This is a genomic window from Chryseobacterium sp. WG14, assembly GCF_024586945.1.
Taxonomy (GTDB): Bacteria; Bacteroidota; Bacteroidia; order Flavobacteriales; family Weeksellaceae; genus Chryseobacterium.
The window spans coordinates 1-22,504 of record NZ_JALCZD010000015.1 but is presented as its reverse complement, the minus strand read 5'-3'; the positions used below and the strand labels follow the sequence as shown (position 1 = coordinate 22,504).

24 protein-coding genes are annotated in these 22,504 nt (G+C 36.6%); 5 read left to right on the top strand and 19 right to left on the bottom strand.

Annotated features, from left to right (window positions below; all coding sequences use genetic code 11):
* Positions 1–168: 168 nt before the first annotated feature.
* Together MP478_RS19930 and MP478_RS19925 are read right to left on the bottom strand one after the other, a co-directional pair.
* Positions 169–525 (bottom strand): hypothetical protein, encoded by a 357-nt coding sequence (locus tag MP478_RS19930; protein ID WP_257201446.1) that lies wholly within the window; start codon positions 523–525, stop codon positions 169–171.
* Positions 526–537: 12 nt separating this feature from the next.
* Positions 538–699 (bottom strand): hypothetical protein, encoded by a 162-nt coding sequence (locus MP478_RS19925; RefSeq protein ID WP_257201445.1) that lies wholly within the window; start codon positions 697–699, stop codon positions 538–540.
* A 436-nt stretch (positions 700–1,135) separates the two neighbouring features.
* On the opposite strand from MP478_RS19925, the gene MP478_RS19920 reads away from it, so the two are divergent.
* On the top strand, positions 1,136–2,149 hold the full coding sequence (locus tag MP478_RS19920) for a nucleoid-associated protein (RefSeq protein ID WP_047492108.1): 1,014 nt from the start codon (positions 1,136–1,138) through the stop codon (positions 2,147–2,149).
* A 59-nt stretch (positions 2,150–2,208) separates the two neighbouring features.
* Complete coding sequence (locus MP478_RS19915) at positions 2,209–3,168, top strand: hypothetical protein (protein ID WP_257201444.1); 960 nt, start codon at positions 2,209–2,211, stop codon at positions 3,166–3,168.
* 101 nt (positions 3,169–3,269) lie between these two features.
* Here MP478_RS19915 and MP478_RS19910 read toward each other — a convergent pair whose 3' ends face one another.
* The 6 genes from MP478_RS19910 to MP478_RS19885 all read right to left on the bottom strand — a co-directional run bounded on the left by MP478_RS19910 (position 3,270) and on the right by MP478_RS19885 (position 10,485).
* Positions 3,270–4,019, bottom strand: a complete 750-nt coding sequence (locus MP478_RS19910) for a succinate dehydrogenase/fumarate reductase iron-sulfur subunit (protein ID WP_257201439.1) — start codon at positions 4,017–4,019, stop codon at positions 3,270–3,272.
* Positions 4,020–4,032: 13 nt separating this feature from the next.
* Positions 4,033–5,949, bottom strand: coding sequence for a fumarate reductase/succinate dehydrogenase flavoprotein subunit (locus MP478_RS19905; RefSeq protein WP_257201438.1), 1,917 nt, complete (start codon positions 5,947–5,949; stop codon positions 4,033–4,035).
* 10 nt (positions 5,950–5,959) lie between these two features.
* Positions 5,960–6,616: a succinate dehydrogenase cytochrome b subunit gene (locus tag MP478_RS19900; RefSeq protein WP_257201437.1), complete on the bottom strand. Its 657-nt coding sequence runs from the start codon at positions 6,614–6,616 to the stop codon at positions 5,960–5,962.
* Positions 6,617–6,632: 16 nt separating this feature from the next.
* A complete protein-coding gene (locus tag MP478_RS19895; RefSeq protein WP_257201436.1) occupies positions 6,633–8,063 on the bottom strand; it encodes an anion permease in 1,431 nt (476 codons plus the stop codon).
* A 20-nt stretch (positions 8,064–8,083) separates the two neighbouring features.
* Positions 8,084–9,247 (bottom strand): OprO/OprP family phosphate-selective porin, encoded by a 1,164-nt coding sequence (locus MP478_RS19890; RefSeq protein ID WP_257201435.1) that lies wholly within the window; start codon positions 9,245–9,247, stop codon positions 8,084–8,086.
* Positions 9,248–9,435: 188 nt separating this feature from the next.
* Positions 9,436–10,485: a linear amide C-N hydrolase gene (locus MP478_RS19885; RefSeq protein ID WP_257201434.1), complete on the bottom strand. Its 1,050-nt coding sequence runs from the start codon at positions 10,483–10,485 to the stop codon at positions 9,436–9,438.
* Positions 10,486–10,861: 376 nt separating this feature from the next.
* On the opposite strand from MP478_RS19885, the gene MP478_RS19880 reads away from it, so the two are divergent.
* The 3 genes from MP478_RS19880 (at position 10,862) to MP478_RS19870 (ending at position 14,679) form a co-directional block, all read left to right on the top strand.
* Positions 10,862–13,054 (top strand): ATP-binding protein, encoded by a 2,193-nt coding sequence (locus MP478_RS19880; RefSeq protein WP_257201433.1) that lies wholly within the window; start codon positions 10,862–10,864, stop codon positions 13,052–13,054.
* Between the two features lie 26 nt (positions 13,055–13,080).
* Positions 13,081–13,632: a biliverdin-producing heme oxygenase gene (locus MP478_RS19875; RefSeq protein ID WP_257201432.1), complete on the top strand. Its 552-nt coding sequence runs from the start codon at positions 13,081–13,083 to the stop codon at positions 13,630–13,632.
* Positions 13,633–13,752: 120 nt separating this feature from the next.
* Positions 13,753–14,679 carry a malate dehydrogenase gene (locus tag MP478_RS19870; protein ID WP_209805069.1) on the top strand — a complete coding sequence of 309 codons (927 nt, stop codon included), beginning with the start codon at positions 13,753–13,755 and terminating at the stop codon, positions 14,677–14,679.
* 401 nt (positions 14,680–15,080) lie between these two features.
* Here MP478_RS19870 and MP478_RS19865 read toward each other — a convergent pair whose 3' ends face one another.
* The 11 genes from MP478_RS19865 to MP478_RS19815 form a co-directional block, all read right to left on the bottom strand.
* Positions 15,081–15,506 carry a hypothetical protein gene (locus tag MP478_RS19865; RefSeq protein ID WP_257201431.1) on the bottom strand — a complete coding sequence of 142 codons (426 nt, stop codon included), beginning with the start codon at positions 15,504–15,506 and terminating at the stop codon, positions 15,081–15,083.
* 4 nt (positions 15,507–15,510) lie between these two features.
* Positions 15,511–15,939 (bottom strand): polymorphic toxin type 24 domain-containing protein, encoded by a 429-nt coding sequence (locus MP478_RS19860; protein ID WP_257201430.1) that lies wholly within the window; start codon positions 15,937–15,939, stop codon positions 15,511–15,513.
* 309 nt (positions 15,940–16,248) lie between these two features.
* Positions 16,249–16,530 carry an RHS repeat-associated core domain-containing protein gene (locus MP478_RS19855; RefSeq protein WP_373691732.1) on the bottom strand — a complete coding sequence of 94 codons (282 nt, stop codon included), beginning with the start codon at positions 16,528–16,530 and terminating at the stop codon, positions 16,249–16,251.
* A gap of 274 nt (positions 16,531–16,804) precedes the next feature.
* Positions 16,805–17,191, bottom strand: coding sequence for a hypothetical protein (locus MP478_RS19850; RefSeq protein ID WP_084084871.1), 387 nt, complete (start codon positions 17,189–17,191; stop codon positions 16,805–16,807).
* A 9-nt stretch (positions 17,192–17,200) separates the two neighbouring features.
* Positions 17,201–17,887, bottom strand: a complete 687-nt coding sequence (locus MP478_RS19845) for a hypothetical protein (protein ID WP_257201429.1) — start codon at positions 17,885–17,887, stop codon at positions 17,201–17,203.
* Between the two features lie 93 nt (positions 17,888–17,980).
* The gene (locus MP478_RS22630; RefSeq protein ID WP_257201428.1) at positions 17,981–18,433 is read right to left on the bottom strand and encodes an RHS repeat-associated core domain-containing protein; all 453 of its coding nucleotides are present in this window, start codon (positions 18,431–18,433) and stop codon (positions 17,981–17,983) included.
* Between the two features lie 5 nt (positions 18,434–18,438).
* Positions 18,439–18,726 carry a hypothetical protein gene (locus MP478_RS19835; RefSeq protein ID WP_257201427.1) on the bottom strand — a complete coding sequence of 96 codons (288 nt, stop codon included), beginning with the start codon at positions 18,724–18,726 and terminating at the stop codon, positions 18,439–18,441.
* Between the two features lie 13 nt (positions 18,727–18,739).
* Complete coding sequence (locus MP478_RS19830) at positions 18,740–19,006, bottom strand: hypothetical protein (protein ID WP_230037211.1); 267 nt, start codon at positions 19,004–19,006, stop codon at positions 18,740–18,742.
* The gene (locus tag MP478_RS19825; RefSeq protein ID WP_257201426.1) at positions 18,963–19,709 is read right to left on the bottom strand and encodes an RHS repeat-associated core domain-containing protein; all 747 of its coding nucleotides are present in this window, start codon (positions 19,707–19,709) and stop codon (positions 18,963–18,965) included. Before MP478_RS19825 ends, MP478_RS19830 begins: the two co-directional genes overlap by 44 nt.
* Positions 19,710–19,951: 242 nt before the next feature.
* Positions 19,952–20,479: a hypothetical protein gene (locus MP478_RS19820; protein ID WP_257201425.1), complete on the bottom strand. Its 528-nt coding sequence runs from the start codon at positions 20,477–20,479 to the stop codon at positions 19,952–19,954.
* Between the two features lie 2 nt (positions 20,480–20,481).
* Positions 20,482–22,504, bottom strand: a 2,023-nt coding sequence (locus MP478_RS19815; RefSeq protein WP_306592897.1) for an RHS repeat-associated core domain-containing protein, incomplete at its 5' end; no start/stop codon positions are given.

The window sequence follows — 22,504 nt, the reverse complement described above, 5'->3', positions numbered from 1 at the left end:
ATGTGAGTGAGTAATATCTCGGAATTATGCCTGTTAGTGGTGGTTTTCCAGGTTTTCCAATCTGAAATTTTTCTGATTTTATTTTTCATAATCTATTGATTGTGAGTTATTTTAATTTTTGTTTAATTTAAACACTTTGTAATGAAACGGGTAAAAAATGTAATAAACTTATATCCCGTGACTGTAAATTTGTCTCGAATAGATCTTTTGAAGGTCTGTGGAAATATGACTAAAGATCATTTTTTTATATTCCTCACTGCAGAATGCTGTAAAATTGTCCAGAGAATAGATAAAAGTATTCTCAATAGCATTTTTTAGAACTGAATCTCCATTGCTGTACATGGTGCCCATCTTCTGTAAGCTTCTCCACAACAGGTATCTGTCATTCTGACGGATCATATTTTTAATACGTTCGGTAAAAGCCCGGACTAAAGCGTAGGGATTTTGATTTTTTTCCTCTTTCAGTTCATTTTCAAAGTCGGGAACGAGTTCTGTGATTTCCTGTGCAGCCTGTAAATAGTTCATATTATTATGATTTTAATTGTTTTGTTCCAGCATTTTGATGATAAAACCAAAAATAAAAATGCTTAAAAAAGCAAAGAAAAGCAGGTGATAAGGTTTCAGCCATTTCGGAGTTTTCGGTCCTCTGCTTTTCAGTCTTCTCAGCTTGTCTATTCTGTTTAATGTTTTTAAGTCCATTTTTGTATGTTTTGAAACTAATGATACTAATGGTGTACCTTTGAATATTGATCTGATGTATTGTGTTGAAAATGAATTGTTTGATTTGTTTTGGTTTAAAATTTATAAGAGAGAAAGCATTTCAAAATGATAAGGATTTTATCAAAATGGAAAATAAATAAGGCTTAGATCCTAAGATGGAATGAATTTTAAGGCATAAAGATGAACTTCGCGTTAGATATGGTATGAGTTTTTGAAAATATTTGAATTGTACTTGAGGAGAGCTTTTTATTCGAGATCATTTTTAAACTTTATTAAGTGAGTTGAAACGTTGCTATAAAAGCTTTTTTGTCTTTTTGGTTAGAAATTCCAGTATAAGCAATGATAAAATCAATACTGTTTTTAAGTTTCGTGGAAAGGATAGAATGAATATCTTTGCAGTCCAAATATTCAGAAGATGTTTTCAAAAATTATAGTACACAGAGTAGGCAATAAAATCAATGGAGATTCCTTAACGCTTTCCCAGGAGGAATTGAAGCTGGAGGAAGGAATGGCAGAATTGCTTGAAGATTACTTTTTAGGATCATTCAAATCAGAAGAAACTTTTCATTTTTACAGTGACACCTATTTGGTGAATAATCCGGTTTACAGTGCGGTTTCTGAAATTTTTGAAGATAAGGCCAAATTTATATGGGAATCTGAAAATATTGCAAAACACCTTTTCGAAGCAGCGGAGAACCCTAGAGTTCAAAGTGGAGAGCTGTTCATTGTACTTTTTGAAGATGAAAGTGACCGTCCGGACAGAGTGGATAAGATAGGGATCTTTAAAACCGAAAAAAGAGAATCTTTCCTGAAAATTAATCCTACAGAAGAAACATTTGATATTGAAAAAGATCAGGGAATCGGCTTATCCAAAATTGATAAGGCAGCTTTAATCTATAATAATGATAAAAACACCGGCTATGTACTTTCTGTAGTTGACAACAACAAAAACGGAGATATGTATTACTGGTTTGAAGATTTCCTGAAAGTAAAACAGCGTGATGATGAGTATTTCCATACTCAGGAAGCATTAATGGTTTACAAAGATTATATCACCAAGCAGCTTCCTCAGGAATTTGAAGTTTCTAAAGCTGATCAGGCAGATTTCCTTAATAAGTCTATCAATTTCTTCAAGGAGAAAGAAGAATTTAAACTGGATGAGTTTGCCAGTGAAGTATTGGGAGACGAGCACGTCATTGAAAGTTTTGTGAATTTTAAAACAGATTATGAGCAGGACATGCAGGTGAATATTGCTGAGGAATTCCCGATCAGTGAAGCAGCGGTGAAGAAAACCCAGAGGCATTTTAAAAGCATCATTAAACTTGATAAAAATTTCCACATCTATATCCACGGTGACAGACAGAAAATTGAAACAGGAGAGGATGATAAAGGAAAATACTACAGACTTTATTTTGAAAAAGAGGTATAATAGAAATCAATTCATTAAATAAATATCATAACTTTATTGCTGATTACAAAATAGCAGTTATGAAGTTTATGATTGTTTTCTGGGGAGCTTTCCTCTTTTTCTTCTGCGTACCTTTTCCGATTTTCATTTATATGATGACTGAGGAAGGCGCAACAGGACCGAGAAATTCATTAGCGGTGAGCTATGGATATCTCGGTCTTTCTTTATTAATATGGGGATATATTCTCGTATTCTTCATTAATATTCTTTTCATTAAAACCTTTAAGCAGAGGAACACCATTCATTCCATTCTGAGAAATGGTATTCCCAGAGAGGCTAAAGTGATGCGTTACCAGCTTTTAAAATACTTTCCGAAAACCAATATGAATGCCATTCAGATTGTTCTTTCATTTCCCAACCTTAGGAATACCATGATTGAACATGAGATGATGTTTCATGATTCCAGGCCACAGGAAAAAAGGTTTGATGTAGGAAATTATGTGAAGGTATTGTTGAATCCTGATGTTTTGCAGGAACCTTACTTTATTTTAAGCGACCAAAAGGTTGGTTTCAATGCATCGGGAATGATTGTAAGAATAGTATTTATCATACTGTTAATCGCTTATATTATCGGTCTGTACTCTTATTTCTATAGGCGGGAATCTTTTGATTTTGGCTGGCAGTTTCTCACTTTTATGCATCCTATTATTTTCAGTGGAGTGATGACCCTTATTTATGTATTGGTTTTTCAGATGATTGTAGGGAAATTTTTTAAGAATAAAAAAGAAGAACGTATCCTCTTTGTTGGAAGAAGTGCCGAAGCACAGATTATCAGTGTCAACCAGACGGGACTGACGATAAATGACCAGCCGCAGATTATGTTTCAGGTCAGCTTTAAGGATTTCAGGGGCAAAGAGCACATTGCCGTCTATAAAAAGGTGGTCAGACTTCTGGATCTTTCTTCAGTACCCAAAACAGGAACGATAGAGATTATGTATGATGAAGATGATCCGGATAAAATTACGATCCCGGGAATTTAAATCAATTAATTCCGAAAATCAATATTCAGCTAAAGATAAAAAAGAGCGAATTTGTTCATTGCAAATTCGCTCTTTTTATCATCTATACGTTATTCGTTTAGTTACTTTTTCCTGAAAAACAGGGCCCTGTTGTATTCAAAATTCATTCTGGCGATATTCAGTACAGAAATTCCTTGTGGGCATTCCACTTCACAGGCCTCTGTGTTGGAGCAGTGCCCGAATAATTCGCTGTCCATCTGAGTTACCATATCCAATACCCGTTTGCTTCTTTCCTCTTTCCCCTGAGGAAGCAGGGCCATATGGGTGATTTTTGCTGAGGTAAATAAAGCGGCACTTCCATTTTTACAGGTGGCTACACAAGCGCCACATCCGATACAGGCGGCAGCGTCAAAAGATTCTTCAGCAGTCTGATGGGTAACGGGAATTGCAGTAGCATCAGGAGCCTGCCCGGTATTTACAGATACGAAACCTCCTGAAGAAATAATTCTGTCGAAAGCGGAACGGTCTACTTTTAAGTCTTTTTTTACGGGAAAAGCACCTGCACGGAATGGCTCTATTAAAATTGTTTCCCCATCTTTAAAAGATCTTAAATGAAGCTGACAGGTGGTTGTATGTTTCAAAGGGCCATGGGCAATACCATTAATCATCATCCCACACTGTCCGCAGATTCCTTCACGGCAGTCGTGGTCGAATTCTACGGGTTCATCTCCTTCGGTGATCAGTTTTTCATTTAATGTATCAAGCATTTCTAAGAAAGACATGTGAGAATTTAATCCTTTCAGGTCATAATTAACCAGTTTTCCTTCACTTTGTCTGTCTTTCTGTCTCCATATCTTAAGGTGTACATCCATAATTTTTTGTTTTTTATTTGTAGCTTCTTACCGTTGGCTGTATTTCTTCGAATACCAGGGGTTCTTTGATCAGTGCAGGCTCTTTGTTTTCGCCTGCCCATGCCCATGCAGAGATAAACTGATATTCTGAATCATTTCTCAGTGCTTCACCATCCGGTGTTTGAAATTCTTCCCGAAAATGAGCACCACAGGATTCATTACGGGTTAATGCATCATAACACATCAGCTCGCCAATCTCAAAATAATCGGCCACACGGCCTGCTTTTTCAAGTTCGGAATTCATTTGATCACTCTGTCCGGAAACCCTCACTTCTTTATAGAATTCCTGTTTTAGTTTTCTGATCTCCCGGATGGCATATTTCAGGCCTTCCTCATTTCTGGCCAGTCCGCAATAATCGTAGAGCAGTTTTCCTAATGTTTTATGGAAATGGTCGACGGTTTTGGTTCCTTTGATATTGATCAGGTCGCGGATCTGGTTCTTAACTGCATTTTCAGCCTGTTCAAACTCGGGCGTATCCGGAGATATTTTTCCGGTATGAATCTCATCTGCCAGGTAATTGGCAATGGTATAAGGAGCAATAAAATATCCATCTACAGAAGCCTGTAAAAGGGAGTTTGCTCCTAAACGATTGGCACCATGATCTGCAAAATTGGCCTCTCCCAAAGCAAAAAGTCCCGGAACGGTAGTCATCAGCTCATAATCTACCCAAAGGCCTCCCATTGAAAAGTGGGCAGATGGGGAAATCATCATTGGTTCTTTATACGCGTCGTATCCTGTTATTTTAAGATACATATCGAATAAATTTCCGTATTTCTCTTTAATCTTATCTTTTCCCTGTTCCCTAATGGCCTTTGAAAAATCAAGATAAACAGCATTCTTTAACGGCCCTATCCCAAATCCGGCATCGATTCTTTCTTTGGCAGCACGGGAGGAAATATCTCTTGGTGCCAAATTTCCAAACGCAGGATATCTTCTTTCCAGATAATAATCCCTTTCGTTTTCAGGAATATCGTTAGGCGGTCTGTTTTCATCCTGTCTTGCTGGAACCCAGATTCTTCCGTCATTACGCAGAGACTCGGACATCAGGGTTAATTTAGACTGGTAATCTCCGGATTGCGGAAGAGAAGTAGGATGCACCTGAATCCAGCTTGGAGAAGCCATCAACGCTCCTTTTTTATGGGCCCTCCAGATGGCAGAACCATTGCATCCCATAGCTAATGTAGAAAGATAATAGATCTTCCCGTAACCTCCTGTTGCCAGTACTACAGCATGAGCTGCATGTCTTTCAATTGCTCCGGTATCCAGGTTCTTTACAATAATTCCTCTTGCCTTTCCGTCAATAACAACTAAATCGAGCATTTCATGTCTTGAGAATAGCTCTACAGAACCTTTTCCTACCTGTCTCATCAAAGCCTGGTAAGCCCCTAAAAGTAATTGCTGTCCGGTTTGTCCTCTCGCATAGAATGTCCGGCTTACCTGAACACCGCCAAAGGAACGGTTATTGAGATAGCCTCCATACTCACGTCCAAAAGGAACACCTTGCGCTACGGCCTGATCGATGAGGTTTAAAGAACATTCTGCCATACGGTAAACATTGGCTTCACGGGCTCTGAAGTCTCCTCCTTTCAAAGTGTCTACAAACATTCTGTAAACACTGTCGCCGTCATTTTTATAATTTTTAGCAGCATTTACCCCTCCCTGTGCAGCAACGGAGTGCGCTCGTCTGGGGCTGTCCTGAAAACAGAATGACTTGACATTATAGCCCATTTCACCCAAAGAGGCAGCAATAGAGCTTCCTGCCAGTCCTGTTCCCACAACAATCACGTCCAGCTTTTTACGGTTGGCAGGGTTGACGAGTCTGGCTTTCTTTTTATAGTAATCCCATTTTTGTTCTAATGGGCCTTGTGGTATTTTTGAATCTAAAATCATAACAGGGTTTTTAATGATAAGTAAAGAATACATACACCGGCATCAGGGCAAAACCTAAGCTGATGATGATTGAATAGGCAATTCCAATGGTTTTGAACCATTTTACAAACTTAGGGTGATATAATCCCAGGGTTCTTACCGCACTGTGTATTCCATGGATCAGATGATAGCAGAGTGCCATCATAGATACTACATAAATGAGCACATACCACCATTCTTTAAACACAGTAACCACCAGGATATACAGGTCTTTATTTCCATTCTCGTCCAAAGGTGGATTTCCGAATTTGTAAACATACCAGAAGTTTTGAAAATGAATCACCAGGAAGATTAAAATCAATGTTCCCAGGATTCCCATATTCCGGGAAGCCCATTGGCTGGCTCTTCCACGTCTGTCATTCCGGTAGTCTCCTCCTGATTTTCTATTCTTTAGAGTGATCACCAATCCGTCTGCGGCATGCAGAATAATACAGGCATATAAAACGTAAGACACTATTTTGATAATGATATTTCCGGATAAAAAATGGGAATAGGCATTAAACTGAAGATGTGCCTGCTCCTGAGGAAGGAACAGTTGGAGATTTCCCAGAAAATGAATCATCAGGAAGAACCCCAGAAACAGCCCCGTGAGACACATCAGCATTTTTCTTAACAATGTTGATAACATACATTTGATTTTATAATTAATAATATCCTAAAACTTTCATCCATAATCCTCCTACCACCATGTAGATAATTAATAATACAATTCCTATTTCGAGACCTCTGAGCCACCAGACTTTCAGGTCTACATATCCGCTTCCGAAGAATACCGGGGCAGGGCCGTGGCCGTAATGGGTAAGTACCCCGTAGATGGAACCTAAGAAACCAAGCATCATGGCCAGTAACATAGGTGGAATTCCCAACGAAACACCTACTCCCAGTAATGCGGCATACATCGCTGCAACGTGAGCTGTGGCACTGGCAAAAATATAGTGACTGAAAAAATACACAATGATAATAACAGGAAAGGCTACCTGCCAGCTGAGCCCTCCTATTTTCACTTTGATAAGATCACTGAACCATCCGATGAAGCCCAATTCATTCAAGGAACTCGCCATCATTACCAGCACAGCAAACCAGACAATAGTATCCCAGGCTCCTTTTTCACTTTTTACATCTTCCCATGTCAGCACTGAGGTTAACAGCAAGAGTGTTAATCCAATGAAGGCCGTTGTGGTAGCATCAATAGATAATGTTCCCCCAAATATCCAAAGCGCTAAAAGGATGAAAAATGCCAGCAGCATCAGCCATTCGTTTCGGGAAATAGGTCCCATTTCTTTTAATTTCTGAGCAGCCATTTTCGGGGCATCTCCTGTTTTTTTCAATTCCGGCGGATATAGTTTGTATAAAACCAAAGGAACAACAAAGAATGCCACGGCACCAGGTAAGAAGCCGGCTGCTGCCCAGGACATCCAGGTGATATCAATACCCAGGTTGGCTGCAAATTTCTGACACATCGGGTTACTGGCTGTTCCTGTCAGGAACATGGAAGAAGAGATAAGGTTCATATAATAGCTGTTCAACGTTAAAAAAGAACCTAGTTTTCTATGAGTTTCGGGTTTTTCAGGAACGGAATCGAAGCTTATGGCCATAGATTTCATAATAGGATAGATAATGCCGCCACCTCTTGCTGTATTACTCGGAATAGCCGGTGCCAGACAAACATCTGCAAGTCCCAGTCCGTATGCTAATCCCAATGAGCTTTTTCCGAAGACCCTGATGAATAAAAAGGCAATACGGTTTCCAAGACCTGTTTTGATAAATCCTCTGGCAATAAAGAATGAAATCCCAATCAGCCAGATTACTTTATCTCCAAATCCTGAAAGGGCTTTTGTGATAGATTTTCCGGCATCTCCCGGAGCCACCACCTGGGTAAGAGCTGTAAATGCGATGGCCATCATACACATTGTGCCCATGGGAGCTGCTTTAAGGATAATTCCTAAAATGGTTGCGGCAAAGATAGCGAACAGGTGCCATGCATCCTGAGTAACACCTTCGGGTACAGGAATGAACCATATAATCAATGCCACGATAAATGTAATCGCTACATTTTTGATATTAATTTCTTTCATGATAATAACTATTTAAAGGGTTAGAATCTACTCTGTACCTGAACAATGAATAGATTGTTGTTGTATTGTGAGGTGTTTGCCACCTGATATTTGTAACGGTCAAACTGTACGCCCAGTTGGATTCTTGCTCCGTAATTTTTCAGGAACTCCAGGCCAACCATTGGGGTGACCGTCTGTCTTGGGTTGGAAGCCAGTCTGAAATTGGTATCCAGATATTCATAGCGGCATGAGAGTTCAAAAGCGCTGAGGTTTTTATGGTTAATCTCATATCTTAGATTAGGAAGAAAGTAAACCCCGCGAACCAGATACTGATCCGGGTTTTCAGGTCTTACTTCAGGGTCTATAGAATTGTATAAAACATGATTGGTGGCTTGTTTAGCTTCCAGCTGCATATCAAGGCTCCATCTTGGATCAAATTGTACTAAAGAGCTCAGGTCAACTCCCAACGCATATACTTTCTTACTGAATACTTCACCAATACCTCCATTAAGGCCTACGTTGAAATTGTACTTTTTAGACAGTCCAAAGACCAGACGGGTGGAATACTGTTTTCCGTTGTCATTGTCATTGACCTGGTTTTTTCCGTTTCCATTCACTACGGAAACTGCGTATTGGAAGGGAACTTCTCCAAGCTGAAGCTGTCCTGTAGCAGACATCCCGATCTGGAAACTGGTCCAGCCCAGCTTTCCAAATTCAGAATACTGATTAGACCAGTCCAAAGATTTAATAATATCGATAGGATAGGTTTCCTCAATCCCGAACCAAGGTCTGAACTGTCCGACCGTAATCGCTAATTTAGGATTAAAAGTATATTTCAGATAAGCGTTTTCAAGGACCCTGCTTTTAGGATCATTTTTAAAATCTGCCAGGTTGGCTAAAACAACAACTTCTGTCCGTTTACTGATTTGCGCCCGGACCTGAACTCTCATGTATTTGAGCATAAAATTATTGCTGGTTCCGGAGCCGTCGGAATGATGAAGTCCGTTTACATCCACATCTTTGCTCATGCCTACCAGGTAACGTGCCTGGAAAAGGCCTTTGATCTGAAGCTGTGGATATTTCACCTGATCTTCTTCCGGTTGTGGTTTGGTCTGTAAAGAATCCTGTATCTGCGCATGGGCTGAAAACCAGCAGGCAAGCATGCAGAATAACAGGCTTTTCTTTTTGAGTGAAAAAAAGGCCATATCTTTTTGTTTTTTTGTTTTAATAACCCCGTCAAATCTTCAATTTGCCACTTCTCCGGAAGAGGGAAACGGGCACATAGTAAGAGAAAGCCTTTATGACAATCCTAAGAAAGGGTGTATTTTTGATGTGTTGAGGTGAGCACTTAAATGACTTAAGTGTTTTTTTTTATGGTTTTTTAAGGGTGTTTTTATTCTAATCCCAGAAATTTGAATGGCAGCGATTCTTTGAAATCTGTATTGGATTTGCCGTTATAGGTATGAAAGCTGCCCAGATCCAGTTTCATCACTTTTCCTTTTGGACTGAGGTCAAAGTCATTAAGGTCTACCCAAAAAGTATTGGGGGTAAAAACGGTTTCAAAATAGTAAACCAGATTCTTTTGGTCTGAGACAGAACGCCATCTTGTGGAAGATATATTAGGCTCCGTTGCTGAGGTAATTCCATATGGTACGGAACAGTTTCTGATCACACTGAAAACGCTGGCTACTGCTGTACGGGTATCAGCACTTCTTGGAATAGCGTTGATATAATAAGAAGCTCTTACAAATCTGTCTGCAGCGCGGTTGGTACCCGGAAGCATAACGTTACCGGGAATTCCTTTCCAGTAATTATTAAGGGCCAGCTGTTCTTCAAAGATAGGAGAGTTGGTCATTACCGTATAAGAAGGATCATGATGAATCACCAGTTTTCCATTGATATACTCAAATACCGCGTTGTCTCCTGAAGCATCAGAAATGGAAAGGTGTATAGTGGTGAATTTTTCGGTGCCGGGAATATAATCGCTTACAATAACGAAAGGTTCTTTTTTTGAAAATTCTACAGCTTCTTTTACAGTGGCAAAATTATCGAGATAATATTGTGCCCATAAAGAAATGGCAAGTCCCTTTTTATTTCCTTTAGGATCGAATTTTGGGTACTGGGATTCACCTAGCCATAACATGTTGGCAACCAGTCTTTTTTCATTCATTCCGTCTGCTGAGGCAATATCCCAGCTGGAGCTGATGATACTTCCGTATTTTGAAGTCCATTTTACAGATTTTGGCCCTGTTTGTCCTGTATGTTCTATTCCTTTTGGAAAAACCCACAGATTGGCCGGAATTTCATCACGCCAGTCCATAGAACGGGCAGTCAGGATGGTGTTTTGCGGCCCTTTGTAAAGTACACGGGTGCAGGCTTCAGACGGATTCCATAATCCTATTGAGAGGACAAGAGAAAATAAAATTAATGGGAACTTTTTCATAATAGTATTATTTGAATTTAAATTTTATATTGAATTTATTGTGAATAATTCAATGAATTTTCCATCATATTCATTATTTGGTGATATAAATTTAGTTAAAATTGTTTAAATGTCATAATTATTTCAACTGATAATGTGTAATTCATGTTATGAATCATGAACTATAGATTGAAAACATTATTACTGGATTTTTTTTTGTATATTTTAGAGATATCTTATTAAAACAGGGGTAAAATAAAGAATGTTTCAACGCGGTTTTTAGCCGGTAGAAGAGCAAAATATACAGAGATTATTGTTTGAAACAAAGGAAAATAGGTACCACACCGACCACCCTGTAGAAAAAAAGACTTATCTTTGATAGATTGACTGACATATTATGAATTTTGTAGAGTGCCATGAGGAGCCTATCCATATTCCAGGCTATATACAGAGTTTTGGCTATTTGATTGGCATTGATGCGGAATCCCATTCCATTACTTTTTTCAGCAGGAATATTCTGAATATATTTACTATTGAGAGTTCAGATGAACTTTTCGACAGAAAGCTTACGGACTTTCCTGAAAGCTTTCAAAGTATTATCGATTCAGATATTTATACTTCGCTGAATACATTTACCAGGAGGGAGAATGAAACCTACTTCGACAAAATTTTTATTAATGATAAAGAATATCACTTTTCTGTTTTTAAAAGCGGAAGGTATATCTTCTTAGAATTTGAAGAAGTCCTGATTAATCCCAATAAGCGGATTTCCAATAAATATGACAATTTTTATACCATAGATAACCAGCAGGATCTTTGGAACCATCTGTTGGAAACACTTTCCAAGGTTGTGAATTATGACCGGATAATGGTATATAAATTTATGATGGATGGCTCTGGAAAAGTGATTGCTGAAAAGAAAGGGGACGGTATGGAAAGTTTTCTGGGACTCCATTATCCGGAATCGGATATACCCAAGCAGGCCCGGGCGCTTTATCTTAAAAAAAGGAAAAGGATATTCAGTAATATTAATGCTGAAACGGTTCCGCTTTTAAGTAAAACAGAGAAACATATCGATCTCAGCCTTTCTGCGTCAAGGGGTATGTCTCCTATCCATGGGCAGTATCTTAAAAACTCGGGGGTATCTTCCAGTTTCAGTATTTCCATTATCATTGATGATCACCTTTGGGGATTGGTTACCTGTCAGAATGTTGAGGCTAAGCATATTGATCTTGAAGATAGGGTACAGGCCGGTATTTTTACGGCTCTGGCGGCAAATGCCTATTCATCATTTAAATCTAAAAATGAACTGAATTACCGACTGGAACTGAATGAGAAGCTATCCCATCTGAAAACGGATTTTTTAAAACATCATAATTTACTGGACTCATTGTCCGAAAATAAAACGGAAATAAGGGATTTACCTGAAGCCGACGGCCTTGTTGTGATTTCAGATGAAAATATAGTAACAGACGGAATTACTCCGGATTATGATACGATTAACAAAATCGTTGATTGGGCTTTTGAAAACTGCGAAAACACGATTTATGTAAACAGAAGCTTTCTTAAGGATCAAGGTGAAAATTTAGGCTTGTCTGAGAATGTGGCAGGTGTGATTATCTATTTTATTGACAGGGAAAAAAAAGAAATGCTGATCTGGTTCCGGAAAGAGTTTGATGAGCATATTAACTGGGCTGGAAATCCGGAAAAGAATATTGATATTATTTCCCAAAATGGAGAAGAAAAACGAATTGTTTCTCCCAGAACATCATTCCAGATTTTTACAGAAAATATAAAAGGCCATTCTAAAAGATGGAATTCCCGGAATGTAAGTTCTGTTCATGCAATCCGTGATCTGATCCTGGAAAGCTCCCATAAAAATTATATTGCGATCAAAAGACTGAATGATGAGCTTAAAAAAGTAAATGAAGAGCTGGACAGTTTTTCTTATACCATTTCTCATGATTTAGGAACTCCTCTTACTGTCATGAAGCTTAATGCACAGATGCTTTTGGGAAGTTTAGCTGATGATTCTGAAAAAAGTAAAGGGAAGATCAATACGATTATCGAGGAAATTGATACTATGGCGGAGATGATGCATGATGTATTGCAGCTTAGCCGTGCCAAGCACAGTGAAATTCAGCTTGAAAGCCTGAAAATAGGCCATACCATTCATAAGATTTCTGAAAATGCCAAGATGACGTATGGCAGCTCGAAAAGTGAAATCATCATTAAAGATTGCCCTGATGTGATGGGAGACAAAACCATGCTTCATCAGGTATTTTTAAATATTATCAACAATGCCGTAAAATACTCTTCCCATAAAGATCAGCCGAAAGTGGAGATTGAAGGGGTAGAGGATGGCTCTGTTATTGTATATCGGATTTCAGATAACGGCATCGGAATTCCTGAGGAAGAGAAGCATAAAATGTTTAAGATTTTCAACAGGATGGAAAATGCGAAAAAATTTAAAGGAAATGGAATAGGGCTGTCTATTGTTCATCGGATTATGAAAAGAATTGGTGGGAATGTAGATTTTGAGAGCAATAAAGAGGGGACTTCTTTCATTTTAACGTTTAAAAAGCCTTAAATTTGAGAAACTTTTAAAACGTTATTATGGTATCAGAATATTTAAAACAGAATACAGCCAATTATCACGATGCAGCAGAAAAGCTTTTTAATTCTGAAAAAATTTTTAATAAAACTTTCACTTTAGAAGATTATAAAAAAATCATTCATACCAATTATCTGATGCTTCTTCACAGCGAGGATAAAATATTCACCAGTCTTTCTGAGAAATATTCGGAAAAACTTCAACTCAACGAGAGAAAGAAACTCTCTCTTATTGAAAAAGACCTTAAAAGCCTTTCCCTGAACAACCAGGAAGTTTCCCATGATCTGGAATTTAATAATGAACATGAAGCGTTGGGAGCAATGTATGTAATTGAAGGTTCTACATTGGGAGGAAACGTAATCGCCAAGCAGCTTTCTAAAACAGAGGGTTTTGATGAGGTTACCTTCAATTTTTTCGGATGTTATCAGGAAAATACAGGACCTATGTGGAAGAATTTTAAGGAGGTACTGGATACTGAAGTTCATGAAGAAAACTACAATGAAGTACTGTCCGGCGCGAAAAAATTATACTCGTTTTTACTGAACGTCAATTAATTTCTTTTAATACCTAATAAAATTCCTGAAAAATTGCCCACTTTTTCAGGAATTGTTAAATTTGGGGAGTTTCAATTTTAAACTTAACTTAAAAAATAAATAATTTAAAAAGTATACCATATGAAAGTAACTGTAGTAGGTGCAGGCGCTGTAGGAGCAAGCTGTGCAGAGTACATCGCAATGAAGAACTTCTGTTCAGAAGTAGTTTTAGTAGATATTAAAGAAGGATTTGCTGAAGGTAAAGCAATGGATTTGATGCAGACAGCGTCGCTGAACGGATTCGATACAAAAATTACCGGAACAACAGGAGATTACAGCAAAACTGCAGGTTCTCATGTAGCAGTAATCACTTCAGGTATTCCCAGAAAACCTGGAATGACAAGAGAAGAGTTGATTGGTATCAACGCAGGAATCGTAAAAGATGTTACTGAAAATTTAGTAAAACATTCTCCGGAAGTAATTATCATCGTAGTTTCTAACCCAATGGATACGATGGCTTATTTAGTGCATAAAACTTCAGGTCTTCCTAAGCACAAAATCATCGGAATGGGTGGTGCTTTGGATTCTGCAAGATTCAAATACAGATTGGCTGAAGCATTAGAAAGCCCTATTTCTGATGTGGACGGAATGGTAATCGCTGCTCACAGTGATACAGGTATGCTTCCATTATTGAGCAAAGCTACAAGAAACGGAGTTCCTGTAACTGAATTCTTAGACGAAGAGCAACAAAAATATGTAATTGAAGAAACTAAAGTAGGTGGAGCTACGCTTACTAAACTATTAGGAACTTCAGCCTGGTATGCACCGGGTGCAGCTGTTTCTGTAATGGTTCAGGCTATTGCATGTGACCAAAAGAAAATGATCCCTTGTTCTTTAATGCTTGAAGGTGAGTACGGTCAAAACGATATCTGCTTAGGAGTTCCTGCTATCATCGGGGCAAACGGAGTAGAAAAAATAGTAAACGTTACTTTAACTGCTGAAGAGCAATTGAAATTCGCTGAAGCTGCCAATGCAGTAAGAGAAGTGAATGGTGATTTGAAATTTTAATCATTACCCGGCTTTTAGCTGGTTTGAAAATATAAACAGACTGTTCTTCTCTGAACAGTCTGTTTTTTTTGTATTATATTGGAAGTATTTTTTTAATCCATAAAGGTGACTCTTTATGCTCTTTTAGTCAACCTTTTTCAAGACTAGGCATCACTCAAAGTCCGAAGACTTTGCAAAGTGGTGTTTATATTATGCCACACGATACAATCGTGCGGGAGCGGGAGCGGTGGAATCCAGACCGCATTTTTCAAATCATTATTTAACACCAAATCAAATGCATAAACAGTCAAATTAAAAATGAAACTTATAAAATAAAAAACCAAAGCAAAAATAAGTTTACTCTGGCTTAATTATTATTTTTATCCCTTTAATTTGTATTGTTATTTCAGGACTAGTCATTTCTAAGATTCTCTCATTAATATTTGCGAGTTACTTAATACAGGCTGTTTTCTTATATTTTGTATGTAACCTGATGACTCAAAGCTTATAGAACCTTTGTCCGTAAGTATTGAATAATCCCATAGAGTAATTTTTCCGTTTAGTGATAATCGAGGATTTGAGCGATCTATATCTAATATATCTAAACCCACACTATTTTGAAAATTTAAATCAATTTTTAAATTTAAGACATTAATAAAAGTCAATGTAGATGGAGAAACCCAAAAACTATATAAATTAGATGTTTCATCTAAAACCCATTTGAAAATATAATCTATATCAAAAATTAATTTCTGATTCTCATCAGGAAAAGAAATTGAATAAAGATAATTATCGTGCCATCCCATATCTTCAAAATCCACTTCTGTCCATATATTTTTTACATTCATACTATTATTTTTTATTAAGATAGTTTCTGACAGTTCTTAAACCCTGTTGGGTCATTGGTTGAACCCACTTCCGGTCCTTATTCAAAAATGTCTGCCCACTACTATTGGTATTTAAGAATGACCTTTGAACATGTGGAGTTTCCACTCCTTTATGTGTAGCACCACGTAAATCATAATGGAGTGCTCCATCTGTTGTTCCAATAGTAACCGAGTTTTTACCATTATTCAATTTAACTAAATCATCAACTTGACTTTCAAAAGTATTCTGTAAAGCTCCTTTTTCGGCAGCCAACATTTTTAAACCACCTGTATTTCCACTTCTTGTAATTAATAAAGCAGCTAAAAAAGTATTTGCATCTGAATTCCCACTCGCTGAAAGAGCCATTCCAGCACCTTCAAAAACGCCTAATGGATCTCCTGCTCCACCCATCATTTTAATAGGTCCATCTGTAAAACCTAATCCTCCAAACCCTGCTTGTACATTACCAATAGACGTACCTGCTTCTGTGGAAAAGTCAGAGTTAATTGATTTTCCCTGAGTGTCATATACTGATCAGTTAGATGCCAAAGAATAAGAATAATGATTGATTTCAACCCCGGCAAGAGTAGTTTTTCCATTAATAGTAGCACTTTCATACACATTACTTACACCATCATATCCAGCCGCCTCTGCCTCTGCTTTTGTATTAACATTCGGGTCATAGGTGTAAGATGTACCACTACCTAAGCTAAATTGTTCAATTCATCCTTTTCCTTCTCTTCCGTCTGGATCTATGAAACTTATAGGGTTATTATATGCATAATTATAAGGCGACCAACGTCTAGAAGTTTCCGCCAGTGGATCTACCACACCACACCTTCCTAAGTCAGACATATACATTCTCGCCCCGTAATCATACATTCCGGTCTCCTGCAACTCCTTCCCATTGTACTTGTAATTTTTATATGTACTCGGTCCAAAGAAAGATGCTCCAGTATTTAAATGACTCATCCCAAAAGGGTAATAATCATTGGAATCTGTAATTTCAAGAGCGCCTGTGCTGTTTCTTCCGAAACTTAGTCTTACATTTCCTAAATGATCTTTATATTGGTAAATATAAAGATTTTATTCCCCCAATAATAAACTTAAAAACATTACTAAATTAGAGTTCTGTTTAGAATGCAAATCAATCACTTTAAAATGTAAAACCTCGCAAATTACGAGGTTTTATTACTATCTGCCACACGTTGCAATCGTACGGTAGTAAAAGTTTTTTTTAATATTATCTTTCATGACTACTCATGATAAATGTTTACAACTAAGTTATGTTATTAAAATAAAAATCTTGGGCCGAAAAATTATTAGTATTATCCATGTAATCAAAATATTTATCATACAAAACTTTATCTACAGATAAGTATTCGTGGTTAATAGAATCTACATTTATGTACTGTATATAATCATATTTATCTAGAATTGTTTTTACTTGAGTAGAATATATATTTTCTATGAAAAATAATGGATGATTAACATATAGATATCCGACAACATTATCTTTAATTTCAATTACAGCAATTTTTTCTACATCAGCTTCATAACTTACATTAAAAAATTTAGTTAATTCATCTATAGCATCAAAAAAGTCATAGTGTTTCCAATTTACTTTTAAATTTATTGCTTTTTCTATAAAAGTTGTTATGTTCATAATTTTGAATTATTTTGGTGTTCCAGGTGATCCATGTATCAAATTATTTGAATTTTTGTAAACATTTATAAAATTAGTCGGCTGACCATTTCCTAATGTTCCAACATTTGTATTTAATACAGGAACTTTAGCTTTAGTTCCTCCATTAATCCAAAGGTTATTTTTTTCTGCATACTGAGCTGCTTTCAATACAGCCGCATCAGCGTTTATTGTTGGGTAAAAAATACTTTTCCCACCTATCCCTAAATCGATTTTATGTTTCAACATGGCATCTTTAGAAACAGTAAAGACGCCATCCGTTAAATTTCCCTGTTTATTTAAATTAAGAGCACCCTTCTCTACATTTAAAAGATTTAATGCACCTTTTCCATCTCCTCTTGTTATCATTAAAACAGCTAGAAGAGAGTTTGCATCAGAATTACCGCTACCTGACAAAGCAATTCCTGCACCTTCAAGAACTCCAAGTGGATCACCTGCGCCTCCCATCATTTTAATTGGTCCATCATTAAACCCTAATCCACCAAATCCTGGCTGCACATTGCCAATACCGGTACCTGCTTCCGTAGAAAAATCAGAATTAATTGAATTTCCTTGAGTATCATATACTGATCCGTTAGATGCCAAAGAATAAGAGTAATGATTTATTTCAACCCCACCAAGAGTTGTTTTTCCATTAATAGTAGCACTTTCATACACATTACTTACACCATCATATCCAGCCGCCTCTGCCTCTGCTTTTGTATTAACATTCGGGTCATAGGTGTAAGATGTACCACTACCTAAGCTAAATTATTCAATCCATCCTTTCCCTTCTCTTCCGTCTGGATCTATGAAACTTATAGGGTTATTATATGCATAATTATAAGTACTCCATCGTCTAGAGGTTTCTGCCAGCGGATCCACCACACCCCATCTTCCAATATCTGCCATATACATTCTTGCTCCATAATCATACATTCCGGTCTCCTGCAATTCCTTCCCGTTGTATTTATAATTTTTATACGTACTCGGTCCAAAGAAAGCTGCGCCAGTATTTAAATGACTCATCCCAAAAGGATAATAATCATTGGAATCTGTAATTTCAAGAGCTCCTGTGCTGTTTCTTCCGAAACTTATTCTTGCATTTCCAAGTTGATTCTTGTATTGGTAAATATAACTAATTGTTAATGAAAAATGCCACACGAAAGGATTCGTGCGGCGTAGGGGAAACCTCTTTTGTCCTAAAAAAGATAGAAATCCCACCTCTATTAACTAAAAACTAGATAATTGTCAACTTCATTGTACTTTTCATCTAAAACAGATACATAGTAACCTAAATTTATTTCATTTGATAATAAATTCAATCTTACCTCAATAAGGTAAGAATCACTGTTTATAGCTGAATATTTAAATTTCACTGAATCTTTTTCAATTTGAAGGTCAAATACAGATATATCAATTTCATCTGATAAAAAAGAGTTTTCACTTTTTTCAATGCATCTTTTGTAAGATTTAATTGCGTTGAGATAGTAATCTTCTAGTATTTCACTATTCATTTTTTTCTTCATATTAATGTCCTGTTATATAATCAAATATAATATGTCCAGTAGCATTAGGATTTCCATAAATTCTTATATCACCTCCTTTACCTAATATTTTAATTTTGTATGTATAACCTGTAGATTTTGCCTCAGTAGCTGTTAATTTTATTATTCCTTGAGCATCTACAGGTGCTACAATACCTTTTCCAATTGCTGCTGCGACCTTTTTTTGTATAGCTGTATCAAGCTTGTTAAATTCTTTCCTTACAACCCCATCCTGAAGTTTTTCCAGCATTTTTTTTAGCAAGTGATTTTCCTACTGCCCTCAAAGAACTTTTTAATGGTCCTCTACCTATATCTGGCATTTCCAGCAATATCATAGTATCTTCATCACTTGTCGGCATCTTTCGTTTGTCTGGCCCCGAATCAAATAAAGAGGCAAAACTAAAACCACTACCATATCTACTATTGTAATAAAAATCTATATATCCCTGGTTTACTTCATAATTAGAATTCCCATCTAAACTAGTTTTATTAGAATCATAATATTTAGCATAAGTTTTTGCTTTTGCAAAATCATGTCCATTGACTAAAACAGTTTCATTAACTCCATCATTAACATTTACTTCTTCTCCTGTTCTTTTATGCTTATAAATTGTTGCAACCGTTTCAGGTTGTTGGGCAATCATACCTGTCGGGTCATTATAAAAAATAGGATTATTATCTGCATAACTATACGGCTGGAATGTTTCATCACTTAATGGATCATGTACTCCCCATCTACCTAAGTTAGGCATGTAAGACCTCGCCCCATAATCATACATACCAGTCTCCTGTAACTCCTGCCCATTGTATTTATAATTTTTATACGTACTCGGTCCAAAGAAAGATGCTCCAGTATTTAAATAACTCATTCCAAAAGGGTAATAATTATTAGAATCTGTAATTTCAAGAGCGCCTGTGATATTTCTTCCGCAAGAAACCTTACATTTCCCCAACTGGTCTATGTAGTACTGGTAAATATAAATACTTTATAATTCCCAATAATAAACTCAAAAACATTTCTGTATTAAAATTTTGTTTAGAATACAAATCAATCACTTTAGAATGTAAAAACCTCACTTTTTATGAGGTTTTGTTATATCAGCTCAAAGTTATAAACTTTGTGCAGCTAGAGGAATTCTTCAAATAGGCTATCTAAATTTGAGACAGCCTACTGATATTTATTATATACATACTTTTATTCTTCGTAGTCCTTTGAAAACTTAACACCTTTCTTTTCTAAAATATTTTTTATAGTCTCAGCTTTTTCTTGAGGCGATACTTGTATAACTTCATTTTTATAATCGAAAGTAAGCAACCACATACTAGTGTTATAAGAAAACGGATAAGAAGCTAAATTAAAGTTTTCATAGGGAACTTCCTGTACATTCTTAAATGCATTTTTTAACATGATTGTTTCATCCAGTACTTCATCAATTATTATCCTATAATTATAAAGTTTATAGACTTTTGTATACTTAAAACCAGACATTAGTTCTGGATTCATAAAATATACGTTTAACCTATATTTGTTTTCATTTTGTATTTTACTTGCACCAACAATTAATATATTGTCACTTACATTTACATAGTGCTCTTTGTTTTTGAAGTCAATATAACTTTCGATAAATGGTATTACTACTTTGGGGTCAATCTTTTTATCTTGTGCTCTACAAGAAAATAGAATTAATATACCTCCTAAAATAAATATCAATTTTGTTTTCATAATTAATTTATTTTTCTGTTACTACCTGTATATGTTGCTGTTGAACCATTAAAATTGACATATCCCTTTCCTGATGTTGGCCATTTCCAAGTGCTATAAACATTGGTAGTTTTAAATATTGGATTTTTGCTTGATACATCAGCATCGACATAGCCTCCAGTAATGATTTTATAAAAAATAGGATTATTATTTCTATCAAATCCATAATCAAATCCTCCAGGAGCTATACTTTCTCCTAAAGGATGAGAATGGTCAAAATCAACACTTTTTGTTTGGCTAATGAAGTGATTACCATTTCCTCCTGTTAGATTTACATAAGGAATAGCAAAATAAGCACTAACACTTACATTAGTAACATGGCTAGTAGTTATAACATTTGAAGAAAAACCATCTTCAAAATTGAACGTATCTCTAGTAAATTCAACACTAGTATTTTCCGCAGCAAAGTCAAAAAATTGTTTAGCCGCATCATCGTTTTGTATTTGTAGATACGTATAAATATTACTTCCTTTTGAGCCTTCGTGTCCTGGCGTTTTAAAATTAATATCTTTAGCTTCTCCTATTTGTGAGTCTCCTGTAGGATTAGTTTCTGTTACATTGGTACGAGCAATTTGTATAGATTTAGATCCATCTTCGTTGGTAACAGTATCATAGGCATTATTGTCTTTTGTTCTTTCTATATTACCATTATTAAAAATCTTAATCTTATCTTCCGCTTGCATTCCATCCGGATCAATAAATCGGATGGGATTATTATAGGCATAATTATAAGTACTCCATCGTCTAGAAGTTTCTGCCAGCGGATCCACCACACCCCATCTACCCAAGTCCGGCATATAAAACCTCGCTCCATAATCATACATACCAGTCTCCTGCAACTCCTTCCCATTGTACTTGTAATTTTTATATGTACTCGGCCCAAAGAAAGCTGCTCCAGTATTTAAATGACTCATCCCAAAAGGGTAATAATCATTGGAATCTGTAATTTCAAGAGCGCCTGTGCTGTTTCTTCCGAAACTTAGTCTTACATTTCCTAAATGATCCTGATATTGGTAAATATACTGATCTTTTTCATAATCATAAAACCCTTCTGATGTTGGAAAAAATTTTAATTCTACGGTCTTTATTGCAGGGGTTGCGGAAACTTTTCGTGGTTCCACAGAAAACGCCTCTATTTCCATTGCTTTTCTCATGGGAGACATGGCAAAATCCGCAGGTTCTTCCTCTCCAGTACCACCTCCGCCCGGTGAACCGCCTCCTGTTGTTTCCATACGACTGTACTGAAATCCATCTAAATAATCAGTATCGGTAGTAACTGTTACCGTTCCGTTAATACCATCATTCGATTCAATGATTCTTTTATGCAATTTTACTCCGTCAGCCCGGTACAGGTAATTCATATTGTAATTAGAACCACGGGTTATTGAATTAGGTAAATTCAAATGGTTATAACCAATTCCTGCGATCTGTTTATCCTGCATATCTTTCATATTGCCATTGAGATCATAGCTGATTGTATTTCCCCCGCCTTCGTATCCCGCCTGATTGTTGGTGCTGTCCTGAATATTAGTCAGTCTGTTTCCGGAATAGGTATAGGTGAGATTATCAATAACTGTTGCTGTATTTATTCCCGCTTTGAATACTGAAGTTCTATAAAGGGTGGTAATATTTCCGTTTAAATCATACGCTAAGGATTCTATATTTTCTTTACTGTTCGGATTATTAGGATTCTGATAATAGCCTGCACTTAGCCTGTTCAAACCATCATAGGCATATCCATACCTTTTGGGAGTAATGGGTGGGTTAGCTCCAATACTCCGTACAGACCTCCAATCTACTTCTGCAATATTTCCGTTGTATCTTGGTTTTACATTCTTTCCGGGGAATTGTACAGGATCAGGATTTTCGATACCCTCTCTCTGGTTGTATTTAATTTTATAAGCAAATAATTTTCCGCCTAAATCAGCAACAGGCATCTGGTTTTTATTAATATCGGTCATCCAGCCCCTGATATTATAATCGTAA